This window comes from Corynebacterium sp. H127, from assembly GCF_037482665.1.
In the GTDB taxonomy this organism is placed as follows: Bacteria; Actinomycetota; Actinomycetes; order Mycobacteriales; family Mycobacteriaceae; genus Corynebacterium.
The window spans coordinates 12,288-35,620 of record NZ_JBBHKY010000004.1 but is presented as its reverse complement, the minus strand read 5'-3'; the positions used below and the strand labels follow the sequence as shown (position 1 = coordinate 35,620).

General features: G+C 57.1%; 32 protein-coding genes. All 32 read right to left on the bottom strand.

Going from position 1 to position 23,333, the window contains the following annotated elements:
- The 32 genes from WG936_RS05505 to WG936_RS05350 all read right to left on the bottom strand — a co-directional run bounded on the left by WG936_RS05505 (nucleotide 1) and on the right by WG936_RS05350 (nucleotide 23,228).
- Complete coding sequence (locus WG936_RS05505) at nucleotides 1-5,103, bottom strand: phage tail tape measure protein (RefSeq protein WP_339572345.1); 5,103 nt, start codon at nucleotides 5,101-5,103, stop codon at nucleotides 1-3.
- Between the two features lie 15 nt (nucleotides 5,104-5,118).
- Nucleotides 5,119-5,421: a hypothetical protein gene (locus WG936_RS05500; protein ID WP_339572344.1), complete on the bottom strand. Its 303-nt coding sequence runs from the start codon at nucleotides 5,419-5,421 to the stop codon at nucleotides 5,119-5,121.
- 131 nt (nucleotides 5,422-5,552) lie between these two features.
- Complete coding sequence (locus WG936_RS05495) at nucleotides 5,553-5,909, bottom strand: hypothetical protein (RefSeq protein ID WP_339572343.1); 357 nt, start codon at nucleotides 5,907-5,909, stop codon at nucleotides 5,553-5,555.
- 108 nt (nucleotides 5,910-6,017) lie between these two features.
- Nucleotides 6,018-6,584 (bottom strand): hypothetical protein, encoded by a 567-nt coding sequence (locus tag WG936_RS05490; protein ID WP_339572342.1) that lies wholly within the window; start codon nucleotides 6,582-6,584, stop codon nucleotides 6,018-6,020.
- 11 nt (nucleotides 6,585-6,595) lie between these two features.
- The gene (locus tag WG936_RS05485) at nucleotides 6,596-7,051 is read right to left on the bottom strand and encodes a hypothetical protein (RefSeq protein WP_339572341.1); all 456 of its coding nucleotides are present in this window, start codon (nucleotides 7,049-7,051) and stop codon (nucleotides 6,596-6,598) included.
- Entirely contained in the window at nucleotides 7,048-7,314 is a 267-nt protein-coding gene (locus tag WG936_RS05480; RefSeq protein ID WP_339572340.1) for a hypothetical protein, read from the bottom strand. Before WG936_RS05480 ends, WG936_RS05485 begins: the two co-directional genes overlap by 4 nt.
- Nucleotides 7,283-7,498 (bottom strand): hypothetical protein, encoded by a 216-nt coding sequence (locus WG936_RS05475; protein WP_339572339.1) that lies wholly within the window; start codon nucleotides 7,496-7,498, stop codon nucleotides 7,283-7,285. Before WG936_RS05475 ends, WG936_RS05480 begins: the two co-directional genes overlap by 32 nt.
- A complete protein-coding gene (locus tag WG936_RS05470) occupies nucleotides 7,479-7,868 on the bottom strand; it encodes a hypothetical protein (RefSeq protein ID WP_339572338.1) in 390 nt (129 codons plus the stop codon). Before WG936_RS05470 ends, WG936_RS05475 begins: the two co-directional genes overlap by 20 nt.
- Nucleotides 7,862-8,260 (bottom strand): hypothetical protein, encoded by a 399-nt coding sequence (locus WG936_RS05465; RefSeq protein WP_339572337.1) that lies wholly within the window; start codon nucleotides 8,258-8,260, stop codon nucleotides 7,862-7,864. Before WG936_RS05465 ends, WG936_RS05470 begins: the two co-directional genes overlap by 7 nt.
- Nucleotides 8,261-8,271: 11 nt before the next feature.
- Nucleotides 8,272-8,613 carry a hypothetical protein gene (locus WG936_RS05460; RefSeq protein WP_339572336.1) on the bottom strand — a complete coding sequence of 114 codons (342 nt, stop codon included), beginning with the start codon at nucleotides 8,611-8,613 and terminating at the stop codon, nucleotides 8,272-8,274.
- 2 nt (nucleotides 8,614-8,615) lie between these two features.
- Nucleotides 8,616-9,587 (bottom strand): major capsid protein, encoded by a 972-nt coding sequence (locus tag WG936_RS05455; protein WP_339572335.1) that lies wholly within the window; start codon nucleotides 9,585-9,587, stop codon nucleotides 8,616-8,618.
- Between the two features lie 23 nt (nucleotides 9,588-9,610).
- Nucleotides 9,611-10,237, bottom strand: a complete 627-nt coding sequence (locus WG936_RS05450) for a hypothetical protein (RefSeq protein WP_339572334.1) — start codon at nucleotides 10,235-10,237, stop codon at nucleotides 9,611-9,613.
- Between the two features lie 3 nt (nucleotides 10,238-10,240).
- Nucleotides 10,241-11,386: a hypothetical protein gene (locus WG936_RS05445; RefSeq protein WP_339572333.1), complete on the bottom strand. Its 1,146-nt coding sequence runs from the start codon at nucleotides 11,384-11,386 to the stop codon at nucleotides 10,241-10,243.
- Nucleotides 11,383-12,708 carry a phage portal protein gene (locus tag WG936_RS05440; RefSeq protein ID WP_339572332.1) on the bottom strand — a complete coding sequence of 442 codons (1,326 nt, stop codon included), beginning with the start codon at nucleotides 12,706-12,708 and terminating at the stop codon, nucleotides 11,383-11,385. The genes WG936_RS05445 and WG936_RS05440 overlap by 4 nt, the downstream gene beginning before the upstream one ends.
- A gap of 3 nt (nucleotides 12,709-12,711) precedes the next feature.
- Nucleotides 12,712-13,326 carry a terminase TerL endonuclease subunit gene (locus WG936_RS05435; RefSeq protein ID WP_339572331.1) on the bottom strand — a complete coding sequence of 205 codons (615 nt, stop codon included), beginning with the start codon at nucleotides 13,324-13,326 and terminating at the stop codon, nucleotides 12,712-12,714.
- A complete protein-coding gene (locus WG936_RS05430; protein WP_339572330.1) occupies nucleotides 13,295-14,368 on the bottom strand; it encodes a terminase in 1,074 nt (357 codons plus the stop codon). The genes WG936_RS05435 and WG936_RS05430 overlap by 32 nt, the downstream gene beginning before the upstream one ends.
- On the bottom strand, nucleotides 14,358-14,822 hold the full coding sequence (locus WG936_RS05425; protein ID WP_339572329.1) for a hypothetical protein: 465 nt from the start codon (nucleotides 14,820-14,822) through the stop codon (nucleotides 14,358-14,360). The genes WG936_RS05430 and WG936_RS05425 overlap by 11 nt, the downstream gene beginning before the upstream one ends.
- A 607-nt stretch (nucleotides 14,823-15,429) precedes the next feature.
- Nucleotides 15,430-16,038: a hypothetical protein gene (locus WG936_RS05420; RefSeq protein ID WP_339572328.1), complete on the bottom strand. Its 609-nt coding sequence runs from the start codon at nucleotides 16,036-16,038 to the stop codon at nucleotides 15,430-15,432.
- A gap of 3 nt (nucleotides 16,039-16,041) precedes the next feature.
- Nucleotides 16,042-17,247, bottom strand: a complete 1,206-nt coding sequence (locus WG936_RS05415; protein WP_339572327.1) for an HNH endonuclease — start codon at nucleotides 17,245-17,247, stop codon at nucleotides 16,042-16,044.
- Nucleotides 17,248-17,892: 645 nt separating this feature from the next.
- Entirely contained in the window at nucleotides 17,893-18,129 is a 237-nt protein-coding gene (locus WG936_RS05410; protein WP_339572326.1) for a hypothetical protein, read from the bottom strand.
- Nucleotides 18,126-18,608: a hypothetical protein gene (locus tag WG936_RS05405; RefSeq protein WP_339572325.1), complete on the bottom strand. Its 483-nt coding sequence runs from the start codon at nucleotides 18,606-18,608 to the stop codon at nucleotides 18,126-18,128. Before WG936_RS05405 ends, WG936_RS05410 begins: the two co-directional genes overlap by 4 nt.
- Complete coding sequence (locus tag WG936_RS05400) at nucleotides 18,605-18,991, bottom strand: hypothetical protein (protein WP_339572324.1); 387 nt, start codon at nucleotides 18,989-18,991, stop codon at nucleotides 18,605-18,607. Before WG936_RS05400 ends, WG936_RS05405 begins: the two co-directional genes overlap by 4 nt.
- A complete protein-coding gene (locus WG936_RS05395; RefSeq protein ID WP_339572323.1) occupies nucleotides 18,984-19,169 on the bottom strand; it encodes a hypothetical protein in 186 nt (61 codons plus the stop codon). The genes WG936_RS05400 and WG936_RS05395 overlap by 8 nt, the downstream gene beginning before the upstream one ends.
- Entirely contained in the window at nucleotides 19,156-19,527 is a 372-nt protein-coding gene (locus WG936_RS05390) for a RapZ C-terminal domain-containing protein (protein WP_339572322.1), read from the bottom strand. Before WG936_RS05390 ends, WG936_RS05395 begins: the two co-directional genes overlap by 14 nt.
- A 151-nt stretch (nucleotides 19,528-19,678) precedes the next feature.
- On the bottom strand, nucleotides 19,679-20,377 hold the full coding sequence (locus WG936_RS05385) for a hypothetical protein (RefSeq protein WP_339572321.1): 699 nt from the start codon (nucleotides 20,375-20,377) through the stop codon (nucleotides 19,679-19,681).
- Nucleotides 20,367-20,603: a hypothetical protein gene (locus tag WG936_RS05380; protein WP_339572320.1), complete on the bottom strand. Its 237-nt coding sequence runs from the start codon at nucleotides 20,601-20,603 to the stop codon at nucleotides 20,367-20,369. Before WG936_RS05380 ends, WG936_RS05385 begins: the two co-directional genes overlap by 11 nt.
- A gap of 165 nt (nucleotides 20,604-20,768) precedes the next feature.
- On the bottom strand, nucleotides 20,769-21,074 hold the full coding sequence (locus WG936_RS05375) for a hypothetical protein (RefSeq protein WP_339572319.1): 306 nt from the start codon (nucleotides 21,072-21,074) through the stop codon (nucleotides 20,769-20,771).
- The gene (locus WG936_RS05370) at nucleotides 21,071-21,352 is read right to left on the bottom strand and encodes a hypothetical protein (protein ID WP_339572318.1); all 282 of its coding nucleotides are present in this window, start codon (nucleotides 21,350-21,352) and stop codon (nucleotides 21,071-21,073) included. The genes WG936_RS05375 and WG936_RS05370 overlap by 4 nt, the downstream gene beginning before the upstream one ends.
- 222 nt (nucleotides 21,353-21,574) lie before the next feature.
- Entirely contained in the window at nucleotides 21,575-21,979 is a 405-nt protein-coding gene (locus tag WG936_RS05365) for a hypothetical protein (protein ID WP_339572317.1), read from the bottom strand.
- A complete protein-coding gene (locus tag WG936_RS05360; protein ID WP_339572316.1) occupies nucleotides 21,979-22,617 on the bottom strand; it encodes a hypothetical protein in 639 nt (212 codons plus the stop codon). The genes WG936_RS05365 and WG936_RS05360 overlap by 1 nt, the downstream gene beginning before the upstream one ends.
- Nucleotides 22,618-22,873: 256 nt before the next feature.
- Complete coding sequence (locus WG936_RS05355; protein ID WP_339572315.1) at nucleotides 22,874-23,032, bottom strand: hypothetical protein; 159 nt, start codon at nucleotides 23,030-23,032, stop codon at nucleotides 22,874-22,876.
- A complete protein-coding gene (locus tag WG936_RS05350; protein WP_339572314.1) occupies nucleotides 23,010-23,228 on the bottom strand; it encodes a hypothetical protein in 219 nt (72 codons plus the stop codon). Before WG936_RS05350 ends, WG936_RS05355 begins: the two co-directional genes overlap by 23 nt.
- Nucleotides 23,229-23,333 lie beyond the last annotated feature (105 nt).

Here is a 23,333-nt window from a genome sequence, read left to right as displayed (position 1 = left end):
CTACCCTCCCAGGTGCTTCATTGTTGCCGCCAGTTCACGTGCTTCGAGCTGGCGGAGCAGGTCCCGACTGTCGGGGCCGTGCAGGTTGTAGGTGGTGGTGCGACTGCCGGCGATCTGAGTTTGTTGTGCGGTGGTACCGGCTGTCGAGGATTGCTGTGAGGCTTGGCCGATTCTGGTGAGCTGGTAGCCACGTCGGCGCGCCCACTCAGCACCTACACCGAGCGAGGAATCATCGTCAGGCAAGAAGAATTCATCCTTGTCCAGGCGATCCCCAATCAGGCGGAAGGCTCCAGGCGGGACTGCTGTTGCTTGCGACGCCGAGAGCATGCCTCCGCTGGCCATGGCCATGACATTGATGCCGAGTCGCTTTTTAATCTGCTCGAAAATGTCCCCGACTACAGCGGGTGGCTGCACGCCGGGGCGATCACCGACTACAGCTCGCGTCATTTCGCCGTACACCGCCGCCATATCGGCAGGGCTGGCTTCTCGCTTGCCCTGGCCTGTCTGCGGATCCACGATCTGCTCTTTCACCTTGGATCCGAGGGTGCCGTCCTTGTTGACCTTGTAGGTCTGACCTCCTCTCTCCGCTTCGATTTGACGCTTGAGCTTGTCAATCTCCTGCTGCTGCTTGGTGACAGCCAGCTCCGCCGATGCACGAGAAGACGGGCTTGACTTTTCGGTCAGCTCATTGACCTTCATCTGTTTGATCTCAAGCTCGGATTCGGCGTTCGCCAGCTTTGTCTCAAGCTCCATGATCTTCGCATCATCGACCTTGTTGACCTGCCCGCCTACGCCTGCAGCATCTCCTCCCTGCGCATCCTGGTACTGCGCATACGCGGCTAGCGCAGGCGGTGTGTCAGGAATCCCGAAGACTCCAAGAATGTCCTTGACCTGGCCACTAGCAAACTCACTCGCAGCAATCCCCGCGACCTGAGACCAGGACGTCGGAGCATTCGACTTCGAGGTGGTGCCAGGACTCGACCTGGCACTAGGCGTGTACGCCGAGGCGGAATCAGCGTCGTAATAGTCGGCATCAGATATTCCAGATCCAGCACCTGCTGCGAGCGGGAGATGGCGCTGATTTGTGTACTGGCTATGGTCAGCTCCAGCCGCGCCTCCACCGATCTGGCCGTTGCCTCGTCCGCCACCCATCTCGACGTTGACCCGTGAGCCGTCCTCAAAATGGATAGTGCCGGAGGTATGACCGCCCCACTCTCCGCCGTTGAACCAGCCGATCGCGAGACGAGGGCCACTGCCAAGACCCGGCAGGAATCCGATGCCGGCAAGCTTCTGATCCTCATCCATGGTGGCCATGTAACGACCATTGGTGGCTGGTAGACCTGCTGCGAACAGTGCTCCCTGTCCCTGGGTACTCGAACAATCACCCCAGTTGCTGCCAGAGAAGACGTATTCCGCCATCTCAAGTGACCGCGCTGCGCGCTGCCCGTTAACGTCTTCGCCTCGGAAGAAACGCAGCAACTCATCAGGTGAAGCGACGCGACCACCATCTTTATATCCCTGCAGCTTTGGGAATACACCAGCATTGATAGCTGCGAGCTCGCGATCATACTTCTGTGAGCTACGGCCATTAATGACCCACTCATTCGCGTCCAAGCGCGCCAACGGCATGCCGCTGGCATCCACGCCAAGAAAACCGTCAGTCTGTCCAGTGCCCGGCCCAGTGCCTGGCAGACGATAGCCATTGTGTGGCTTCGACTTACCACCGCTGGCATACTGCTGGCCGACAGCAGTACCACCGGAATCTGTTGCCCTACCGCTGCTGTAGTACTCTTTCCACTCCTGAATGCGGATCGTGACCGTCTTGTCTTTGAGAGAGTCAAGATGTGATTGAGAATCACGCACACCGGCTTTGAGCGGCTCGTTATTCACGTCTGCCGTCGGCTTGGCCAGCATGCTGCTCAGCAGATTTAGCTGATCCTCAGAGAGATTGATCCCAGCATCAAACAGCGCTTTATCAAGGTCAGCCTTTGGGATCGCTGACTCAGCAGTGAGCGCTGCCAGTTCACCGACCGCAATGTCCTTGCCCTTAAGGACCTCATCAATGATGAGCTTCGCTTGGGGCGACGGCTTCTCGATATCCAGGGCGTCGATAATGCCCTTGGCATGCTCAGCTGACCCATCGAGCTGAGTGGTGTCCATGAGGATTTCCATCTCAGCGACGCTGCCGTCAGTCTCCGGCATGCCAGTGTGCATCCACCAATCCAGCTTGTCGCGGGCTTCCTCATCCTTCATCGTGAGCTTGACTTCACCGGTTTCCCGGTTAATCGTCTCCACATCAAAGCCGAAAGACCTCAGCTGTTCCTGGGCTTCCTCGCTCTTGACGATGAGGTTCTTCGTGATCGGTGTGCCCTCAAACGTCTCCGCCCACGCACCGACTTGGGCAAGCTCAGCCTGTGCAGCGTCCGTTTCAACATCCGCGATGATTGACATCTTTTCAGGTGTCATCTGCATCTGCTCGAGTAGCTTCTGCCACTCTTCCGTGCCGATGCCCGCGGCCTGGCGCATAGCTTCCAGCTCATCACTGGACCTAGCGAAAACTGCATTCGCGTTCTCACCGGACGCTACGCTGCGCTGCATCGCACTGCCGATTTCGTTAAGAGCTTCGTGCAGGGCAACGCCGCTCTTAGCGGTGACGTCAATACCGCCCTCGGCGGTTAGCGATGCCCCTGCCACCTCATCCAGGTTCTCACTGACGTTAGCCAGTGTTTTGGTCAGTTCAGCTGCAGCCTGCTCGGCGGTGATGTTAATGCCGGCCAGCTCCATGAAAGCGGTGCGTAGCTTGTCGGTGCGACTAGCAGCATCCCCGGCTTGCTCACCAACTTCTTCAATTGCATGTGCAGCTTTTGCCCCCGATGGCCCGATGCGTTCAAAAGACTCTTGAGCAGCCAACATGCTTTCACGCATGCCATCAAGCTTGCTCACCAAGAACTCGCCACCGCGCCCTTGAGCCATAAGCTGCTCACGCAATGCACCATAAGCTTCTTCCGCCCCGATAGCCGTCGAAGCAAGATCCCGGTTAGTTAATCCCAGATCACGCAAGACCCCATCGGCAGCTTTGGCATCATCAGCGAGCTGCCGGATCTGCAACTCACCTTTGCGTTCGTCTGTTGACGTTCCTCCCAGCGATTCGAAGAAGTCTCCAGCTGCCAACTTCCCGCGCTGAAACCAACCAAGATCCTGGCTGGTGATGCTCGAAATTGACTGCCGCAGACTTTCAACAGATTTTTCAGCAGAGTCAATCGCCGCTCCACCCGAAGCCAGTACATCAAACATGTTTCGATAAGCATCGGTTGAAGCATGCGACAAGTTTTTAGACTCCGCCAAAACCGCATTCATCGCTTGCATGCCAGCTACAGCAGAACCCACTGCCATCGTTGCGCCCGTCAAAGCAAGAGCCCATGGTCCACCCAGAGCGCTCATAAGTCCAGACGCGCCAAGCTTTAGCCCAGCAAAGCCTCCAGCTACACCGCCTTTAAGAGCTCCTGCCATTCGTGCAGATCCAGCGACTACCGAATTCGTTGCCGATTTAGTCGCAAATCCGATCGCCTGCGACGATGTTGTGGCTGTCAGCGCATGGATTTTCCATGCTGTAGCAGCCTCCTTATGAGCAGCAGATGCTGCCATCAAACCGCTACTGGACTGGCGAGCTGCCGTAGCAATTGTCTGGAAGGCTGGAGATCGGGATTCTAGGACTGCGAGAGCCGAGCCCATTCGACCGATTTCAGCGCCATTGGCTTTTGCCAGGGACTGTTGGACCTGCATAGCTTCGCCAAAATTTCTGACGGCGCTGGTCCCCTTTGAAGCACGTCCTGGGAAATCAATCCATGCACTCAGTGCCAGGCCAGCAGCAGCCATTCCTGCGGCCTGAGCCAGTTCCTCATGTCCCTTGGCGAAATCAAGAGTGGCAGATGCTGCGGGCTGCAGTGCCTTCCCGATCTCGCCAATCTCACGCACAGCGACCTCAGCACCTTTTGCAGCTGAACTCCCAAGCTTTTCTAGAGACTTAGCGCCTAAATCCGCACCCTTGATCAAGCTGTCATCAATAGCTCGATAAACTCCGAGCGCTGCTGCTTCGGCGGCGTTTTCTAAGCGTCCGAGAGCGCCAGGCAGTCCTTTGTTGTTTTCCTCACTCAGTTTTGCGGCCTGCCCCTGACGGGTGACAGCCTCTTTTAATTTGTCGAACCCCTCCCCGCCCTGTACTGCTGCGACACCTGCAAGACGCATGGCATCGCTACCGAAAAGTGTGGCAGTCGCGGCTTGGTACTGTTCCTCGGTCATCGACTCTGATGCAGTCTGCAGCTGCTCCATGAGCGACCGCATACCTACAAACTTGCCCTGGGCATCGTATACGGTCAGCCCAAGGTCTTTGATCGCCCCTTGGGCAGGCTTGCTTGTATCCGTGAGCGCGAGCATTGAAGACTTGAGCAGTGTTCCTGCGTCGCTGCCCTGAATGCCTGCATTGGCGAGCATCGCCACGGATGTGACCGTGTCGTCTATGCTCACACCGAATTGGTTTGCGACGGCACCTGACTGCTGCAGGGCCTGCGCCACACCGTTGATCTCAGCGGAGGATGCGTTAGCACCGCCAGCAAGCAGATCAGAAACTCTCGCAGCTTCACCAGCTCCGAGGTTATACGCTTGAAGCGCCTGTGACTGAATAGTCGCTGCTGATGCAGCATCAATCTGAGCAGCAGCCGCCAGCTGCAAGGTTCCCTTGGCAGCGTCCATCGACTGCTCGACAGTAAAACCACCCTTAGCCAACTCCGTCATAGCAGCAGCAGCATCAGACGCACTCGTCGCAGTCAGGTTGTTGTCGTTACCAAGCTCACGTGCCTTGGCTGACACCTGGTCAAGCTGCGCACCGGTAGCCTGAGTAACGCCAGACAAGGTGTTCATCTGAGTTTGGAAGTCCATGCCAGCAGCAGTGATGCCCTTGAAAATCTCGGCGCCGCCCATAGCAACACCGAGACCCGCGCCGATTTTTCCGGCGATGCCAATGGCACCAGACAATCCGCTTTCGAGTTTAGGGCCAAAGCCCTTAACGTCAGGCTCGACGAGAATGTCAATCTTGCCACCGGCCATGGGGAACCTCCTGTGCTAGCTGTGTCTCATTGCCATCACTTCACGGAAAGTGGGCTTCTTCTTCACTGGTGCTTCTGCTTCCTGCCGCGCGAGTTTGTATGCCAAATACATCGCGTCTTGGAGAGCCTGTGGCCTGGCAGCGACGGGCTGCAGGAGCGGTAGTGGTGGGGGCTTGATTCCGAGCTTTTTGCGGCGCGCTTGCTCTGCCTTTAGTTCTGGATCATCGGGATCCGTATTCCAGCTCGAATACTCGGAATTGAGCCAGTAATCAAGGCGGTCGACCAACTTGGCGATGTTTTCTTCGTGCCAGCCCCACAAAGGCCGAAGATTATCGATCAGGATCCCGAGATCGACATGCCACATAGAGGCAAGCGCGTCACGGAAATCGAGGTGGTAGTCGCGCCTGAAACCGACCAGCGCGTGCTGGAAGCTTTCAAGGCTGGTGAAGACTACACACCAAACCGGAAATTTCCTTCGTCATCGACCAATCCTGCGATTTTTAGGGTCGCGGAGTTGATATGGCGGATTTCACCCACTCGGAATTCGAGGAGATGCTCGACGTAGCTCTTCACCACATCAGGCTCGCTATCAGAGAGCAGCGAGTACATTCCATGCATCTGCTCAGCAAGAGTCATCGGCTCACCACTATCAGTGACCGCATTGACCCAGTAGAGGAGTTCGTGCACCTCAGCGCCCGTGAAATTCTTCCGAATCGAGATATCGCTTCCCTCAAGAGTGATGATCTGCGACTCGCCGCCACTAACTGCAAGGGCGGTCTCGAGAATGTTGATTGGTTGAGAAGTCATTGCGGACCTTTCTATTGAATTTAGTAGAACAAATGGCGGACCTCGACTGGAGGCGTCGTGAAAGATAAAGGGCCCACACCGGTCCGCGATGATGTGGGCCCGGCGCGATTAGACTCCGGTTGGTGGAGCCGTTGGGTCCGTCATGCCGTCTGGGAGTGCTGGCAGGATTTCCTTTGGCTTGGTGAGGAAGACGAGGTCGAATTCCCATCCGTCGATGTTTTGTCCGTCGATTTGTGCTCGGCTGGCTGGGTTTCCGAGAGTTACCCGTTCACACCAGATGGCGCCTTGGTCGTCGCCGTCTTCGAAGCGGGCGAGGAACGAGAATTCTTCACCGATTCCCTTTTCCAGGATGTAGAATCCGGCGGCGTTTTTGGAGATTGTTCCGCCTTGTGCTCGGGTGAGTGCGGTGGCTTCGGTGTTGTCGACGGCGCGGAACTTCATGCCTTCTTCGAGCGGGTCGCGGGCGACTTTGTATGGGGCTTCGAAGTTCCAGACCTTTTTCTTATCGATTTTCTGGGTGGCTGACTGCGCGAAGCCGGCTTCGATACCGCCGTAGTGCTTCATGCCGTCGAGGGTTTTGGCGAATGGGTCTTCGGGCATCTTCATTCCGGCTAGGCCTCGGAAGGCATCGCCGGTGAGCCACAGGTAGGCGAGTTCTGGATTCGCGGTTGACATCGCGGTCCTTTCTAAGAGATTTGTGCGCGGTGGCGCACGTGGATTTGGAAGCGCACTGGCGCGTAAAAGAGCGGCTTGTCTGCGCCGCGTTTGAGGTCGAAGAGTTGGACGGGCCCGTCGATCCATGTGGCGTTCCACGCGGTGTGGGCATCGATCGTGACGTTCTTGGCGCGGCCGAGAATTTCACCTGCCATCGCAGCTAGGTTCCATGCCGTAACGTCGGGATCTTCGTCCAGGTGCGAGACCTCGGTACCGGGTACCCATGGGGTGACCTGGACCACGAGGCGTCGCGCCATCGGGTCTGCTCCTACATGTCCTGTTGTCGCGACGAGGACATGTGGGCGCTGGAGATCATCTGGGACAAGGCGAGTGGAGATTTTCCCGCCGTGGAGGAGATCGGTGAATTCTTTGCTGTTTTGGAGGTAGGAGCGGATTTCTCCGGCAATGTACGGGAGCGGTTTCCTCATCGCCGCCGCCTCGGTCGCATCCCGGAGTAGCGCCCGAAGGCCATCGCGGCGGATGTGAGCGCGGCGTGGGCAGGGGTATCGGAGGTTCCGTATTCCTTGTGGATCGCGGTCTCGTCGTTGTCGACGACGCTGACTTGAGTTCCGGAGATTTCGACGCCGATGCCGCTGGCGTACTCACCTGTCAGGACGGGTGCGTTGGCTCGGGCGGCTTCTGCGATTTGGTGGGCTAGCTCAGCTCTGCTCTGCAGACTTTGCTGGCGCACTTCTCTTGGCAGTCGGTCGTGGTAGATCGTCAGTTTTGCCGGCATCGTTATCCTTCTTCGACTCGACCTTCTTGAGCAGGTCCTTATGGGCTTTGGATCCCACGGCGCAGAACACGATGTTGCCGTCGTCATCGGGAGCTGCGTAGGTGATCTCCGCGGGGGAATTAGGTTCTTTCTTCGACATGGTCTTTCTCCTTTGCTCGTCGAACTTGGATTGCTAGATACTCGGGTGGCTGTCGAGGGATACCTCGTGGCATTCCCTCGGAGGTTGCTTGCCAGACCCGGCCATTGGGGGAAATGAATTCGTCATTAGAAGCGACCTCATACTCTTCAATTCCCGTCTCGGGGCGATAGAGCAGAATGCGGCCGTCTTTAACGGACGTCGGAGTGATCTCCTCAAACGCTGACCAGTGAGGTTGCTGCACAAGGCCGCTGCCGGGCAACTGCTGCCTAGGAACTGGTTTTGGTTCCCCGGTGATGGGATCGTCTTCGTTCGTCACACCGGCTGGGCAGTGGATCCACCCAGGCTCGAAAAGAATCGCTGCGCTCACCATGGCATTACCTGGTCTTTAACTGGACGGCGGATAGAGAAGGCGCCCGTCGCCTGTGAAGGCGAGAGCGCCATTACCTCGTCAAGGGTCAAATAGATCCAGGATCCTTCTCCGGCGCCGCCAGAGTCATCCCATTCCATCTGCACTTCGGGATATGCCAGCTTCGACATTCCGGAGCGCTGAAACCGCGATACGGCGCGATCTACCATTGCCTCGACAATGTCACCGACAAGGAGCGGATCTAGCTTGCTTTCATCGGTTCGAGACTTGGTGTCAGGGAATCTGGAAGCAATCAGGCGCTCGGCCTGGTCGATCCAGCGGGTGATCTTCCCGATCAGCACTGAATCGGCATTTTCCCAGATTTCATTAGGGGGCGATGTTAGCCAGACGGCCATGACGCACCTCCTTATTCAGCGTCAGTAGCTGCAGCCTCGTGCTCGTCCAGAGCATGATTGATCTGGTCTGCAGTCATGCCCTCGACGTCGACGCCGACGATCGTGGCATACAACTCAAGGAGAGACTTCTTCGCAGAGCGTGGCGGACGCACGGGTGGTTGATCTTGGGGCGGCTCAATTCCCTGATCATCCGATTCCGCTGTGGTGTCCTCGTCGGCAGCTTGGTCTTCTTCGATGACGTATCCAGCAGTGCGGTAATACTCCATTTCAGTCGGTTTTTCGCAGATGCCGGCAACGAAAGTATCCTTGCCTACGGTGCCACTGAATTCAGTGTTCGGGCTCTTGACGATCATAATTAGCGCACCTTCACATTCCGCAGCACAGCGGCTGCCTTGGTTGCCTTGAGAACCGGGGCGATTGGGCCCATTTCGACCTCGCCCTTCTTGACGGCACCGGCGGTTTCGAAGTCTGGGAGCCAGACCTTCATCATCTCGCCAGTGGTCGTGGTGACGCCGTGGAAACCATCCATGCCCACACGGACCGCGTACAGAGACGTCGTGCCAGTCTCGGAGATCGGAATCACTGGATCGTTAGTTCCGTCCTTTGCACCTGCGTCGACGAGAATCAGGTTGCCGATCTGTTCACGAGTAACCTCGTGACCATTCGATCCGATCAGGCCTTCGACTGGAGCCTGGACGTACATGTTGGCCCGGCGCGCAGCTGCTCGTGTTTTTGCTAGAGCTGCCTTGTTGCCGATGAGGAAGGTCGCTGGACCGTCGAGGAGAGCCTGGAGTTCGTCCAGGTCATCGAGGACCTTCATTGCGCCATTAGCGTCGGTGAATGCAGACCAGTCGCGGGCAGTGGAGTCCTCGGTGCTTGCTCCGAGGAGAGCCTTATACAGGCCATCAAAGCCGTTAGCGTCAACAGCGATATCGCCGTTGACTACCGCGTCACAGAACTTTGCGTTCGATGCCTTGATGAGCTGGCCGGTCTGCAGTGCGATCTCATCAGAAGTCGCAGAGCCGAGGTGAGCTAAAACGCGGTCGATCGTGTAGGAGCCACCGAGAACAGCGAGGTCCACGGTGTGCTTTGTCGTGGTGACGTGAGCTGGAGTGTACTCAGTATTCAGCTGACGGAACGACGCCGTGCGCTGAGTCGCCAGACGGCGGTAGGAATACGACAGCGTTGCTCCTCCACCGGCAGGATTTACTGCGGTGTCAAAGACCAGGCTATCGAGAAGTGCGGATGACTTGCGGAACTCGTCGATGACGGCCGCATCATAGTCATCCTGGGTATTGAGCTTGGCATCAGCCAGAGTGATTGCCATGGGCTAATCCTTTCGGTTCGTTTTTACTTGACTCCGAGCTTCGCTCGGGTCGCTTCCGCGAGATTGCGGTAATTGGTTTTCCCCGCCTGGCCTTTGCCTTGAGACAGGTCTTCCACGCTCTTGTCAGGGCCAAGCGCTTCTTTCAGCGACTTGGCATCTGCGGTGAGTTCTTCGAGCGTTGCGCCGGTAATGCGGCCCGCCATCTCGGCGGGGAGACCAGCAGCAGTCAGTGCCTTGACTTTCAGGTCATTGAGCTTGCGCTCAGCCTCACTCTTTTCAAACGCGGCAATGCGCTCACGAGCCTTGTTCAGGTCATCCTGGACCTTTTGAGCCTCGGTCATTTTCTCGCGCTCATACTCAGCGAGTTTTGCTTCGAGTGCCTGGCGCTTATCCCGCTCGCGCGCTAGATCTTGCAGGACTGACTGCTTGGATCCTCGCGCCTTGGGATCCTCATCCTCTTCATCCGAGGCCTCCTCGTCAGTTGAATCATCGTTGGTGTCCTTGTTGGACTGATTTTCTTCGGTGCCAGCAATCTTCTGGTCGCCAGTGCGTTGATCGGCAGAGGGAGTGGGAGAGCCACCAGTGATAGCTGCGCCGTCACCTGCCTCTACTGCACGAAGCAGCCAATTCTTCTTAAGTCCTTTGTGCATCTTCTAGCTCCTCACGAGTCTTTGGAATGTGCGGTCTTGTGCCGCAAGAATGTCTTTGTCACGGATAGCCCACGACCACTTTCCGGAGAGATCCGGAGAAGCGTCTGTGAGAAATCCGTTCTTGTGCAGCAGGTTCAGCGCCATGTCAGCATCGTCACCTGCCATACGGTAGATCTCCTCAGGCATCAGCCTCGGACGCACAGTCCGCATGTACCGATCCCCTGGAGATTTGGCCATCTGTCGCCCATACGATCGGCGAAGATAGTCGCTCGCCCAGCCCCGATTCGTCGTTCCTTCCAACGTGGTTGTCGTCTCAACACCGAAACGATCCGCCGCGATCGACATACCCCGGCGCGCGTTGACAACTTGTGCAGGGTCAGCGCCGTCTCGAATTGCTTTGGCGCCTGCTTTGGTGAAGATCTTGTTCTGATCCTCTGGCGGCAGTGAGTCGAAGTACTCTTTGACGTCGAAAACCTGGGCTTTGAGCTTGGGGTCTCCACGTCGCTCGTCGTATCTGGCGATTGGCACAGCATCGCAGTCGCATCCAGGGTGTCGGTCGAAACCCATTCGGGGGCTGGATCCTGTCTTTCCTGCGAGGATCGCGCATCGAGCACAACAGGGTGGCGTGGCCATGCGGATCCAAGCTGTTTTTGGCCTGGCTGCCATGTGCACCGTCTTGGCTACCCGGGATGTGTCAGACAATGCGGTCTGCGTCGAGATCGCGAGCGTTGTCCACGCAGCTTGCCATAGCGGGGCGAGGGCTTTCGGCTCTGCGGCCTCAATTCCTGTGGACACTCTGAGATTGGCGGCGTAGGCCAGACCCATGATGGGACGACCGTCGCCTGCAGCACCGACGAATCCAGCCGGGTCAACATGTCGATCGATGGGCCCTCGGTATCCCTGCTCGGCAAGCTGAATATCGACGGTCATCGCAGCGATGGCTACGAGCTCTGCCTGTGCCTGCGCTAGGACGAATTCAAACAGCTGTCCGTTTTTCTCCATCCATTGCGCGGGATCCTGGGGCTTGCGGGGGCCCCAGATTCGCTCTAGGAGCGCGAGCGTGCGGTGGATGATCTTTGCTCGCGCATTCGCAGCATCAATTGCAGAGCGAGGCATGGAAGCGAGCTGAGCTGACATCATGGTGGTCACATCGTCACCTCACGACCCAAGCGGTCGATGCTGAGTCCACCTTCCTCCTCCTCGAGCCAAGAAATTTCCTGATCGATGCGCTCCTGGCTCCAGCCAAGCTCCTGCATCGCTCCCCGGCGCGAGTAGATTGCTTTTCCTCCGGAGAGCTTATTGATGGCGTCGGCGCGCTGTGCCTCGGTCGGTGTGCCTGGATTGTGCCAGACGATCTGGATCTGGCCGTCTGGCCATTCGCGGGTACGGAGGCGTTCGGAGATGCCGAGAGCCCAGGCAAAGGCAACGCCTGCCTGACTGTTGAGCCTTTCGACTTGCTTTACCAGGCGTGACTCATCAGCGCGGATGGATCCCTCGGCGGCAGGGTTTGCCGTATTCTGCCCCATCATTCGGACAGGCAGTCCGGTCACTGTAGAAGCTTGCTCGGCGAGCATCTTGATCGTGTCATGGAAGCCCTTGAGCTCAGCCCCCGGGAGCTGCTTAACTTCAGCCTTCGGATTGGACAGTAGCCACACGGCGCCGAGATAGGTCTCCCACACGTCCTCTACCAGGTTGCCGTTCTCATCCTGGAAGTCTTTCTTAGTCATGCCGATGCCGACCTTTTGCGGCGTGGCCACGGTCTCCATCGCGAGCTGCAGCTGCAACATCACGCGGCCGGCCATGTTGACGAGTGGCTTGAGGTCAGCCATCTGGGTTTCTCCGGTGTACTCGTCACCGGACATCAAGCGATTGAATTGCATGATCACCGGCACGCGGCCAAGTCCATGCTCAACGACCTTCTTTTCTTCCCACTTGCCGCGCTTTTTGGAGAGCAGCAAGGTGTAATCAGGCCGGTAGAGGGTCATGTGTTCCGCGAGCCCTGTCTTGTTGCGCCAGATTCGGAGCGCTCCCGTGGTCTCTTGCGTCAGGGTGTCAATCTCGACAGCAAGATTCTTCGGTGATTCGACCCGGATCCTCGGGATTTCTCCGTCCGGATTCGACGCCACCGATAGACAAGCACGCCCAAGCACGGCCATATCCCGGTTGAATTTGACCTGTTCGGTATCCAAGTTGTTCGCAGCCCAGTCCTGGCGCAGATCCGAATCCTCAGAGTTTTCCCCGGCGCGCAAGATCATACGCACGTCCTGGCGCTCGGTCATGACATCGACGTACGTTCGGCACCAGTTGAGGGGAAAAGCGAAGGGCTGCACGTCTGGTGGTACGGAGATGCCGAGGTTGCCGATATCCTGCAGTCCGCGGTAGTAGGATTCGTTGATCTTGTCCGCGCGCTTGTTGCGTTGGATGTCACGGAATAGCTTCTCGATGGTTGCTTGATCGTCTTTCGCTACCATTGGTCACCTCCTGCGACGTCCGAGAACGATTACTGAGTTGTCTTCTTCGATGTCCCAGCCCTTGGCGCGTGCGTCCATCGCTGCTTCGTGGGCGAGGACCATCGCCATAGCCGGGTCAATTTTTTGGTGGTCGGTGGGCTTTCCGAGGATGTAGGTTTGCCCTGGCTTAGCTATTTTTTTGGCATTGGCGACTGCCGTCGCTGTCAGTGGGCACCCATCGTGGGTGATACGACCAGTCGAAAGATCAATGTCGAAACGGGAAAGGGCCGCGTACATGCGCTTGTACTGGTTTGTTGGCCACTCAAAGACGTGTTCTTCGCCATGTTCGAGTGCCCAGTCTCCGATTTCAGATCGCCAGTCTTGCGGGTCGCAGTACATGCGCTCGACCTTCCAGCTTTCAAAGATCTCGCTGACCGCTACACGGACCTCATCACGGGGAACTTTTCCGCCCCACTCGGCAGGATTCCAGATAGTGGGTCGCCGATCGGGGCCGTATCGCGGTGTGAAGATCATCCCGGCGCGCGACTCGGCTTTAATCGCGGTCCAGTCGTTGTTCTCGGAGCCGTCGAAACCTAAGCAAATGGATTCACCTGCTGGCGGATTGGGGAGCCAGTGCAAATGCTGCCTCCCATCGCTCGCGTCTCATCCAGGCACCAGATGAGTAAGTGATCTTGTTTCCGAAAAAGCGCTCGGCCTGCTCCGGATCCTTGATTGACAGTTCGGCAGCTTCTGCCATGACTGCATCTATTGAGACCCATGGAGAGCCGCGATATACCGCTTCGAGGATCTTTCGACGATCTTCGAGGTTTGACCATGCCAGTCCCGCTGGCGGCGGGATATAAAACCGGAAGATGTCCTCGACCGGCGATTCATGCGTCTGCTGAGCGACAGAGTTGAGTGATGAGTCATAGGCGTTAGTGGTTTCGATTGCTCGACCACCCATGCCGGCCAGGCCACGACGCTGAGTCTCTGCGACATCTTTCATGCCATTGCTCTTCGTCCACAGGCCGACCTCGTCTTGAATCGCTGCACTAATCGGGTTGCCGAGGCGAGACCTGGCCGACGACGTCACGACGTCGATGCGGTCCGATTTTTCGCCGCCAACGTTGCCGTAGATCCGGACGAATTCCCCACGGTCAACCATGAGGTGCTTGAGCGGACCAAGGCTGATCATTGATGTCAGCGGATCAAAAATATTGGTGTGCACCTGATCTTGAGAGACTGCAGTGAGCTGAATCAACGGCGACGGATGCCTACGTCCCTTGGGCTCTCCTGGTAAGTAGTCGTGAATAAAGCCGCAGCTGCATCCCCACTCGGAGCATCGGTACTGCTCACCTTCCTTGGCGAAACCGTCAAACTCTGATGGTCCGACAGCAAGCAGTGCAGTCATTGACGCTGACCATGGTCCTTTGCCTGTCTTCTGTGGAGCAATTGCCTGGGTACGGCGGTATTGGAAAGCATCGGATTTAAGCGGCTTCCCCGCCCACTTAATACCCTTTCGAATTTGACCATGCTTGGCCGAAATCCAGAACTGCCAATCCGACCACATAAACGGCTCACCTCGGTCGAATCCATCAGGGACTCGACAGTGCGCCTGCACCCATGCATCCCAGAGGTCTCCCAGCGTCGGGAAGTCTACGATCCAGTCATTAACTGCCATCTACTGCGCGAAGCCGACGAGTTCGGGCAGGCGTGGATTGCGTCGACTTCGCTGCCTCCTCCGTCTCGGGTTCACCAGCTTGGATGATCCAGCCGTTTTCACGCAGGCCCGCTGGGGTCAGCCCGATGGCATCTGCCAAGCGCAGCACTTGCGTCATAGTCGAGGGAGAAGCGTCCCGAGCCTCAGCCTTGACCGACCACCGCACGTAATGTGCGATCTGCAGCCAGCGCCACTCCTCTTCGATCCAGGCAACCGCTTGAGGAAATCTCCAGACCTTGCGCCAGAGCGCCCGCTCCCGAGTATCGCCCTTGGGGAATGGCCACGGCGGCACCTTGCCGGTGTATCCCTCCTTCGGGAGCTTTCGGTAAACATCTGCCAGTCCACGCGCATCTGAACGCTTCGATCCCAGATCCGGCGACGGTCCTGAGCGATTTCGAGCACCACCACTAGCCATTTTCACCACCTCTCATGGGCAACTCTAGCCCCTTGCGTTACGCTACATAGTTCAAAAAACAGCAGGTCACGGGCACTTTTTGAACCCTGCACACCTTTTTGCCACCTCCCCCACGGCTGGGCGCAAAATCGCGCTAGGACCCCTCCCCCACCCCAGTATTCGACCAGGTCATTTGTGAAGCCGATTGCGAACCTCGGCACCGTGTCGAGAGTTGCAACTCCGACACAGCACACCAAGCTCCTGATCCGATGATCCGCCAGTGGCGAGCGCGTTCCAATGCTGGGCAGTGAGATCTTCAGAAGGGTGCGGAGGCCGCTTGTATCCGGGGCACCAATCCCCATACAGCTTTCGATGCTCAGCTACCGCAGCAGCACGCCGATCACGAGTTGACCCAAGGTCTACCTTCGTTGGCACACTCGAACGTTGCTCACGCTCATACTGTGCAGCATGTCCACTGCACCGACCACGATAGGCCGCGAGCTCGGGACATCCAGACTCGCAACAGATCTGCCGCGCTCTCGCCACCACGGTCACCTCCACCCAAGCAAGACGAAAGGCCCCGAGCACCCATCGGATACCCAAGGCCTAACTCTTTCTGACGATCATTCTATAACATCGCTGTGCCAATATTGAAGAACCTACCTTGACCTGCCTTTTCCAATACCTCAGACAGCCGCACTACCAACCGACCATCAGGTAACAGCTCTGACGAAATCAAACCCGCCTGAGCCCACCGATACACGCTGCGCTTCGACACCCGCACGCCCAAATGGCACGCCCACGACGCCACTGACTCAGGACTACCAACCTCCACAGGATCAACCTCACCACCACGAGGCTCCACCACATCGGACACCAGCTGTGCCTGTGCAATCAACTGCGACGCAGCAAGATCCAACCACGGCATAGCCTCAAGCTGAAACAGATGCCGCTGCAACCACGCAGCCCGCGCCCGAATCGACCGCTCCTCCGGCAATGGCAAAACCTCGGCAGACACAACTGCCAGCTTCACCGACCACCCACACAACAGCGACTCAGTCTCCGACTTAAGATCCACCATCGCAACCTGCAACGGTGGCCGAGACTTCCCACCCTTCGGAGCAACACCCGCCGACTCACCCGAACACGACTGACGAGGAAACAACAATTGATCCAGCAAAGGACCGCACCTCTCAAGATCACGCAGATGCTTACCCAAATTCCATGAATCATTCATCCCTTAAGATCCTTTCCCACGACGACCACGCCTACGCCTCCGAGCACGAGCAGATACCGAACCGTCCAGGCCAGGACCTGCCCGACCTGACCCGTCCCGTCCCGACCCGACGAATCTGGATCCGTCACCTCGTTGATTCGGATCGCGGCTCAATTCCGGCTCAATGTGACTGATGTGATTACCTTGGCCGCTGCTCGCCTTAAGCTGCTCCCCGCCTGGTGGCTTATTAACTGCCTGAGTGGCGTTGTCTTGCGCTGGCCTGGCTTGAGAAGCTTCAACGCTGCTCACTGCTCGCGCTACATCGCTTGGAGCCTCCGAACCACTGGATGCGGTCGGGGCTTCTACAAACGGAGCTGCGGTGGCTGGTGCAGAGTTGTTGCTTCCCAAGACCTCTGACATTGGAGCCGTCACCCAATCGGGTGCGTCTGCGACGTTGTCTGATCCTCGCGCTGCACTACTGCTGGCATCTGCTCGCGCTACATCGCTTGGAGCCTCCGAACCACTGGATGCGGTCGGGGCTTCTACAAACGGAGCTGCGGTGGCGTCGCCAGCATTGGCTGCTGCGGTGGGAAGGTCGAGGCGGAGCTGCCTTGGACGGACAGTGATCCCGTTTTCACGAGCCCAATCCGAGTCATTGATATAGGTAATCGTCTTGTCTGAGTAATAAACCTCTTGATCTGTTGGAACTGGACGTAGGGCAAGCTCAATCCCGTTGCCGCGCTTGGTGTTGCACTCACGGCACGCGACCACGAGAGTTTCCACAGTCGAATCGACATGCCCCGTGAGGCTGTCGATTGTCGCGCCACGGTTGGACTTTTGGTCCCCCCACTTCACGGTCTTCCCGCAGAACCGACACTGATCGCCGTCGCGTACACGTACCGGAATCATTAGCTCAGGCTTTCTGCCGTCCGACTTTCGAAGGCGATCAATCGTGACCTCCTCCTTGGTCCGCATGTGCAGCAGCTCCTCGTGCTCGATGATTCTGATCATGGGGCGGTCATCGACCTTAATCTCCTCAGCAAGCCCCGCTTTAATCCAGATCTTGATCAGCTCTGCAGCCCGGCCTGGAGCCACCATCCACACCATGCCCGGCGCGACGACGTAGTCGGTGAGGTGTGCGGCGCTGATGGATGCGACGAAGGTTAAGGCTCCCCAGGCTTCATTTCTGAGGCTGGTATTGCCGTCGCAGACTTCTAGGAGTCGGAACATTAGGGGATGTGTGGTGATGTTGTCACCCAAGCGAAGCCACGGCATCAGTGATTACCTCGATGTGAGGCTGTAGCCCTGTGAGGCTTGAGTGGTTGCATCGTTTGTCCTTATGGGCGGTCAAGCGGTTTTGAGTGCTTGACGGGAAAATAGTGGATAGCAGCGTTGGCAGAGTCCTTCTCCTACATGTTGGATTCCTTTCTTTGCTATTCGACGGCGGTCTTTTGATTGGATTTGTGGGCGGAGTTTTTTGCCGCATCCTGAGCAATGCGATTGCCAGGGGGAGTTGCTACTGCCGGCTTCTTTGATGTCGCTGTACCGTCCGGCCATGATCCCATCGACTCTCTCGCCCGCTTTCTCTAGGTCGGCTAGTGCTTGCTCGCAGATATCAAGTAGTGGGCACCTGTGGCATAGGATCCTTGCCTGACGATGTCTTTCCGCGAGATCTTCAGCTGGCTCCATTGGTCTGCGGCTATCCCAGAGCGAGGGATGATTCCTGTTCCCTCGATGCTCTGTCCGCTGGCAGATCCCGACGCCATCAGACGGCTGCATTGAATGTCGGCGCCTCAATAGCTTCTTCGCGGTCGTGTGCGTCTAGGCGCATGTGTCCAACCGTGGAGTACACATGCGGGGCGATGATAAAATTCCTCATTTTTGGGCCTCCCAGTAGATCGCGAGAGCGGTGAGCTTTGCTGCGGCTTCCTTCAGATCATCTAGGGAGCCAAACGTAATGATTGGGATGGTTTTACCGTCAGGGGAGGGTCCATTTATTTCTGCTTGGCCGTTTTTGAGGTACACCCAGTAGTTGCCTTCGTCGTTGCCGATTGCTCCGCCGTCTAAGGTTTCTAGCGTGATCTCTTTTGCTGCTTTGTCGATGTCAGTCATTGTTGCTCCATGAGTTGCTTTAGATGGGCTAGTGCGTTGTCCAGAAGGATGTGCCTACTCTCGGGCACTACGCCTCCCTTGCAGATCCTGAAAATCGTGTATTGGTAGGGCTGAGTTTCACCGTTAGCGAGCACATACACGGCGCTGCCACGGTCCTGCAATTGAGTCAAGTAACGAGTGATGCTTTCTCCCATTCGGTGACGTGACGTTTCCAGCTCCATCGGTGCTGGCTGGCCGTCTGGTGTCCACGCGCGAGGAAGATCAAAACGCGGGGTAACTTCGTCAAAGTATCTGCCAGGGAGTTTGCGGTCCCCGCGTTGTCCTGTGTACGGCTCAATCACATCTACGCTGCCGTCTCCCTCGTTGACTAGGATTCGGTCGATAATTCCCAGTACTGTGCCGGTGTAGTGCTTCACGTCGCACCACATGCCTACGCATTCAGCCCGCTGCTCCGGGGTCATTTCAGCAAGAGTGGTCATTTTTGGCCCTTTCTTGCTATCCGGTCACGGGTTGCGCGCACATCAAAGGCACGCTGGCGAACTTCCTCTAAAACCCGGTCATCATCGAAAGGTGTGAACGGGTCTTTACGGATTCCGCGGAGTTCCGTTCTTAAATCAGGGTATGCACAGTCGGCAAGCACATACCATCCGTCTTCATCCTTCTCACACCAATCTCCGTAGTAGTCGCGTATGGCTTGGTCGGCGGCACGTTCAATGGCGGACTTAAACGTTCCGTGAGTGTCCATGCGCTCCCACGCGAAAGACCCGCCTAGCTTGATGGTGACGATTCGGGCTGATACCCAGCAATTCTGCTTCTTGACTACTACCCAGCGCTCCGGCTCTGTAGCTATTCCATTAGCCATTGTCCGCCTCCTTTAGTGCGTCCTCGGACTCTCGGAATATCGCGGCTACATCCTGCATGGTGGTAGCTACTTCTTTGGCTTGTTCCCCCATGGCCCACACACCCACAGACACGGCCCGCATCCCGTTATGGAGACGGAGGGCCGCTTTTGACCGCTGCTTGCTTCTACGCCACGCCATTAGCGGTGTCTCCTAGGTGGGTGATCTGCACTTCGTACCCGTCGGCTTCCAGCAGGTGTTTGATTTTCTCCCCTAGGGCTACACTGCGGTGCCAGCCACCCTCGCAGAAGATGTTCATCTCCCGGTCATTGATCGCACGGCAGGCAAGGTAGTGGGCGTTCATGAGGCATTTGTCCGCGTCGATTCGGAGCATTGCTTCCCAAACGCTCAGGTCGGTGCCGAAAACATCTCCCACGATCTGCGACGGGTCTGGCATGAGTGCGGCGTTCGCTGCTGCCTGGGTGTCGAACGGGGTCACGGGCAGGCCAATGAACGTTGATATTTGTTCCCGGCTTCCGGTCGTGATCTTGATACTCATTTCGCCTCCTATAGTCGCTGGAGTTCGGATTACCTCCAGACTGGCCGGTTTCGCGCTTAGTATTGGATGAAGCCGAGATCGACGAAGATGTCGATATCTAGGCGCTCATCAACGATCGGCTCACAGGGAACCGAGATCATTCGTTGCATGATTACGCAGCCCCCTTGGGTGGATTCGCTGGCGTGATCTTGACGATTTCAGCCTTAGCTCCCTGAGCCTCATGCCCGTGTGTTGATGTCAGCGCGAAGCTGTGACCAATCAGCAGAATTCGACGGACGGGGTCAGGAGCATCGAGAGTGATCAAACGTGAATGATGCCCCATCACAGACGCGACAGCGCTGACGAGCTTCCATTGGTCCGCATGAACAAACCCCTGATCGATAGCTTTACTTTCGATGGCCCGTGCGACTGCCTTGGAAGGATCACCCGGCAACCGAGGCTCGGCCAGGCGAGCAACCTGGGTCGTCCGGCGCCCATGCCCAGTCTCATCCGTGGCATTGATCCACGGCTCAGTGATGATCAGCCCGATCTGCGGCAGCTCATCATCCAGACCCGAAGCAGCCGTTGACCCCATCGCTACGATGCGCTTTGCCTCCCCCGCGGTGATCTCGATGAGACGATCACGTTCCTGATGGACGAGATCAATCATCGTCGTCGGGATCCGGATCTCGATCGTGGACTCGTGGCTCATGGCATACACGCGCAGCTGCTCAATATCCGGCATGATCTCAATACGGACAGTCTCAAGGTCCTTCTTGCCCGCTACTTTGCAAGCCGCCTTAAGCGCCTGCTGCAGCTCCGATGCGTACACGATGACCTTGGATGGAATGGTCTCTGATTTAAGCGACATTGATGAAATCCTCCGGTAGTCGCCAGTCGACCCCGGCCTCGTCATCGCGAGCTACGATGACACCGCACAGGCCCGTCAGAGACGGTGCGGAATCAATAGCCCCTGCCTGCATCTGGCATTGCTCAAGACGCTGCAGGACATTCATGTCCGGGTGATGACTGCGGATATAGATTTTGGTGATTTCTCCGGTGCCGACATCTACGGCCGCGGTTGAGATATGGATCATTGTTCATGCCTTTCTAGTTCTTCGAGGATGTCCGTTTGACCTGGTGTTGGCTGGTGAAGTTTCTCGTCTTGCTTAGTCAGCCACTGTTTTATGGAGATTTGTCGTTTGCGCGGGAGCTTGGCGAACCAATCGATGGGGTCTTCGTCCATGAGACACTCAGCTCTCTCATCCCTGTCCGTCGAGAAGCAATTCGTTGGCTCCGATCAGTCGGGGCCAGATCGAGTAGCCTTCCCGACGAAGCTCATGCACATTCGACGCGTTGACATCGGAAAGAAGATCAGTCAAGGTGTCGTACCAAAAGACATCCCCAGCCAAGCTCTGAAATCCGTATTCGTATTTCAAACTAGCGATGGTGCAGAGCGCATCCTCGATATCTTTTCCGTCCACCAGTGTGGGCAAGGATTGATCTAGCTGGTAGCAGGATTCACCTCGCGCAGTGTCGAGCAGCTGCTGCGCTTCCTGCGGTTTCATAATTTCGACTCCGAATGATCGGCCGCAGCAAGGCTCTCCTGTACTGACGCATCGAAGATCCCAAACGATTTCACGCGCTTCCACGGGATCCGCTGTGGATGAGGCGCGGAAGCCTGATTAATCGGCACCGACTTTTTGTTCAGCCACTGAAACATTCGCCATTTTGCTCCAGCGTTGTCCTCAACGTGCGTGCACCCCTTAGCCTGCAAGAGTTGCTCCAAGGCTTTGATGTCGGTTGGCTCCTGGCAATCAATAGCGACAAGCGGACGATAGATCATGACGTCACCTGCTGCACAGGAGATGGTGTTTTGTACAGTGACTTACGGAACACCCTGCTAATCGATGCCCGGAATCCAGTCGACTCAATCTCGGCGACTAGCCGTCGAGCTTTAGCCTCCGTGTCAGTCGTACTCACCCATTCCCAGTATTCGGAGCCATCAGACTTCACACCAGTGCACCTCCGGACTTCGAACCGGGGTCGACGCCGCTTCGAGCGAAACTCAGCGTTCATCGAAATCAACCTCGCTTTCCTCGAACTCCTTAGTGGCCTCGTGGATCCGATCAAGAAGATCCACTTGCTCGGCAGGCGACAGCTGCGACGAACCGTCGATAAGATCTCTGGTCTCGGCCAATAAACTGCCCAACAGCCCGTTTTCCTCCGCCAGCTGCTCAATATCAGCCCGTGCATCAGCCAAGTCCTCGCACGCAGATCGTTCGCGAGTCTTCGCCCCCGACAAATTCAGCTGGATCTGGAAGATGCGTTCTTGTTGCGAGCGGACGAGATCCACAAGCTGCGACGTCACCGCGTTCTGAAGGGACAGCGCGGACGAAAACACTGCGAGAGGGTCCCGACGTGGCAACTCCTGCGAAGGGGCCTCAAAATCAAAATTTATTTCGGCGCTCATTACTTCCCACCTTTCTGTAGTAACTGGCATTTGCCCTCGAACAGCATCCACAGCTCATCTGCCGAGAAAACCCCATCATGACCGGTGACCTTCCACCGATTTTTCGTGTGTTTCACAGCCACCAGGGCGGACGTCTTGTGCCTCACGAGTGACGCGTTCGGCAGATTTCGGAGACGTTCCTCGCTATCGATTTCGGGCAGCGGACTATTCGCCTCAAGCAAAGGCTCAGCGATCGATGTCTCCGCCGCCAGGCCATCTCCCTGTGGCAAAGGCTTGCCATCCATGCCCCACGCCCGCAGGGGCTCACGGGTCGGGGTAATCGATGTCGGGTCCACACCGAAAGACACTCGGCCGGTCGCCGTATTCACGACCACTGGTGCATCGTCGGCGTCACCGACATACACCGCCCAACATTCAGTGCCTGCAAGATGGACATAGCGTCCACGGGCGCCGGAGCGCTGCTCCTCCGGGAAATCAGCGAGTGTCGGCAGAGGCAAGAAATCCTCGAGGAAGTCCCGAATGGAGGATGCCTCTTCGAGATCGACCTCGCCAGAGTCGTAGCCTGCCTCATAGAGATCCGTCAGACGATTAATCACCTCTTGCAATTGGTCTTTCGTCATCGATACTGCGGTAGTCATCGAGTACTCCTAGTGCTCTTGAATGGCTTAACTGCGAGGCAGGTGTTGAAATGGCGCTCATAAAGTGGCCGGCGGTCTTCTCGTGCTTTTCGGAGCTCACCTCGCGCAAGCTCACGCACCGTATTGGTCTCTGCGTCTGAGATCTCGAATCGACCACGAAGGTTAGGGTCCGGGTCAAATGCAATCCTGATGTCAGCCGTGGTCGTCATGAAAACGACCGGTCGACTGCACGCAGCGCAGGCATACTGAATGGATTTCACAGCCACCACCCCGTGATGATCAGCGCGGGCAGGGCCCAAAGCCCGATCAGAATCACTGCGGTGGCCACGAGCATCGATGCGACAATGATCCGCACCTCTTGCTCCTGGCGCTCAGCATCGCGCAGCTGTAGCTCAGGCGGCGGGACGTGCGTCATTACGCTCAGCCTCCTCCAGCGCTTGGACCGCCCAATCAAGGATCCACTCAAGAGTGGACGCCTGAGATGTCATCCCCAGCGACGCGCGCCACGGAGTGACCCATCGCCGAGCGACATGGACGCTGACAAATCGACGTCCGCCGATCGTGACGAATCGGTAGATCTGATCGCGAGGCACATTAAACCCCGTGATCATCAAACGAAGATCCCCGACCTCAATATGAGGTGTGCCGCGGAACCGGGTCAGTCCAACCAAACGAGAGTGCTTGTCACATCGAATCCTGTGGATTTTGTCCGTTCG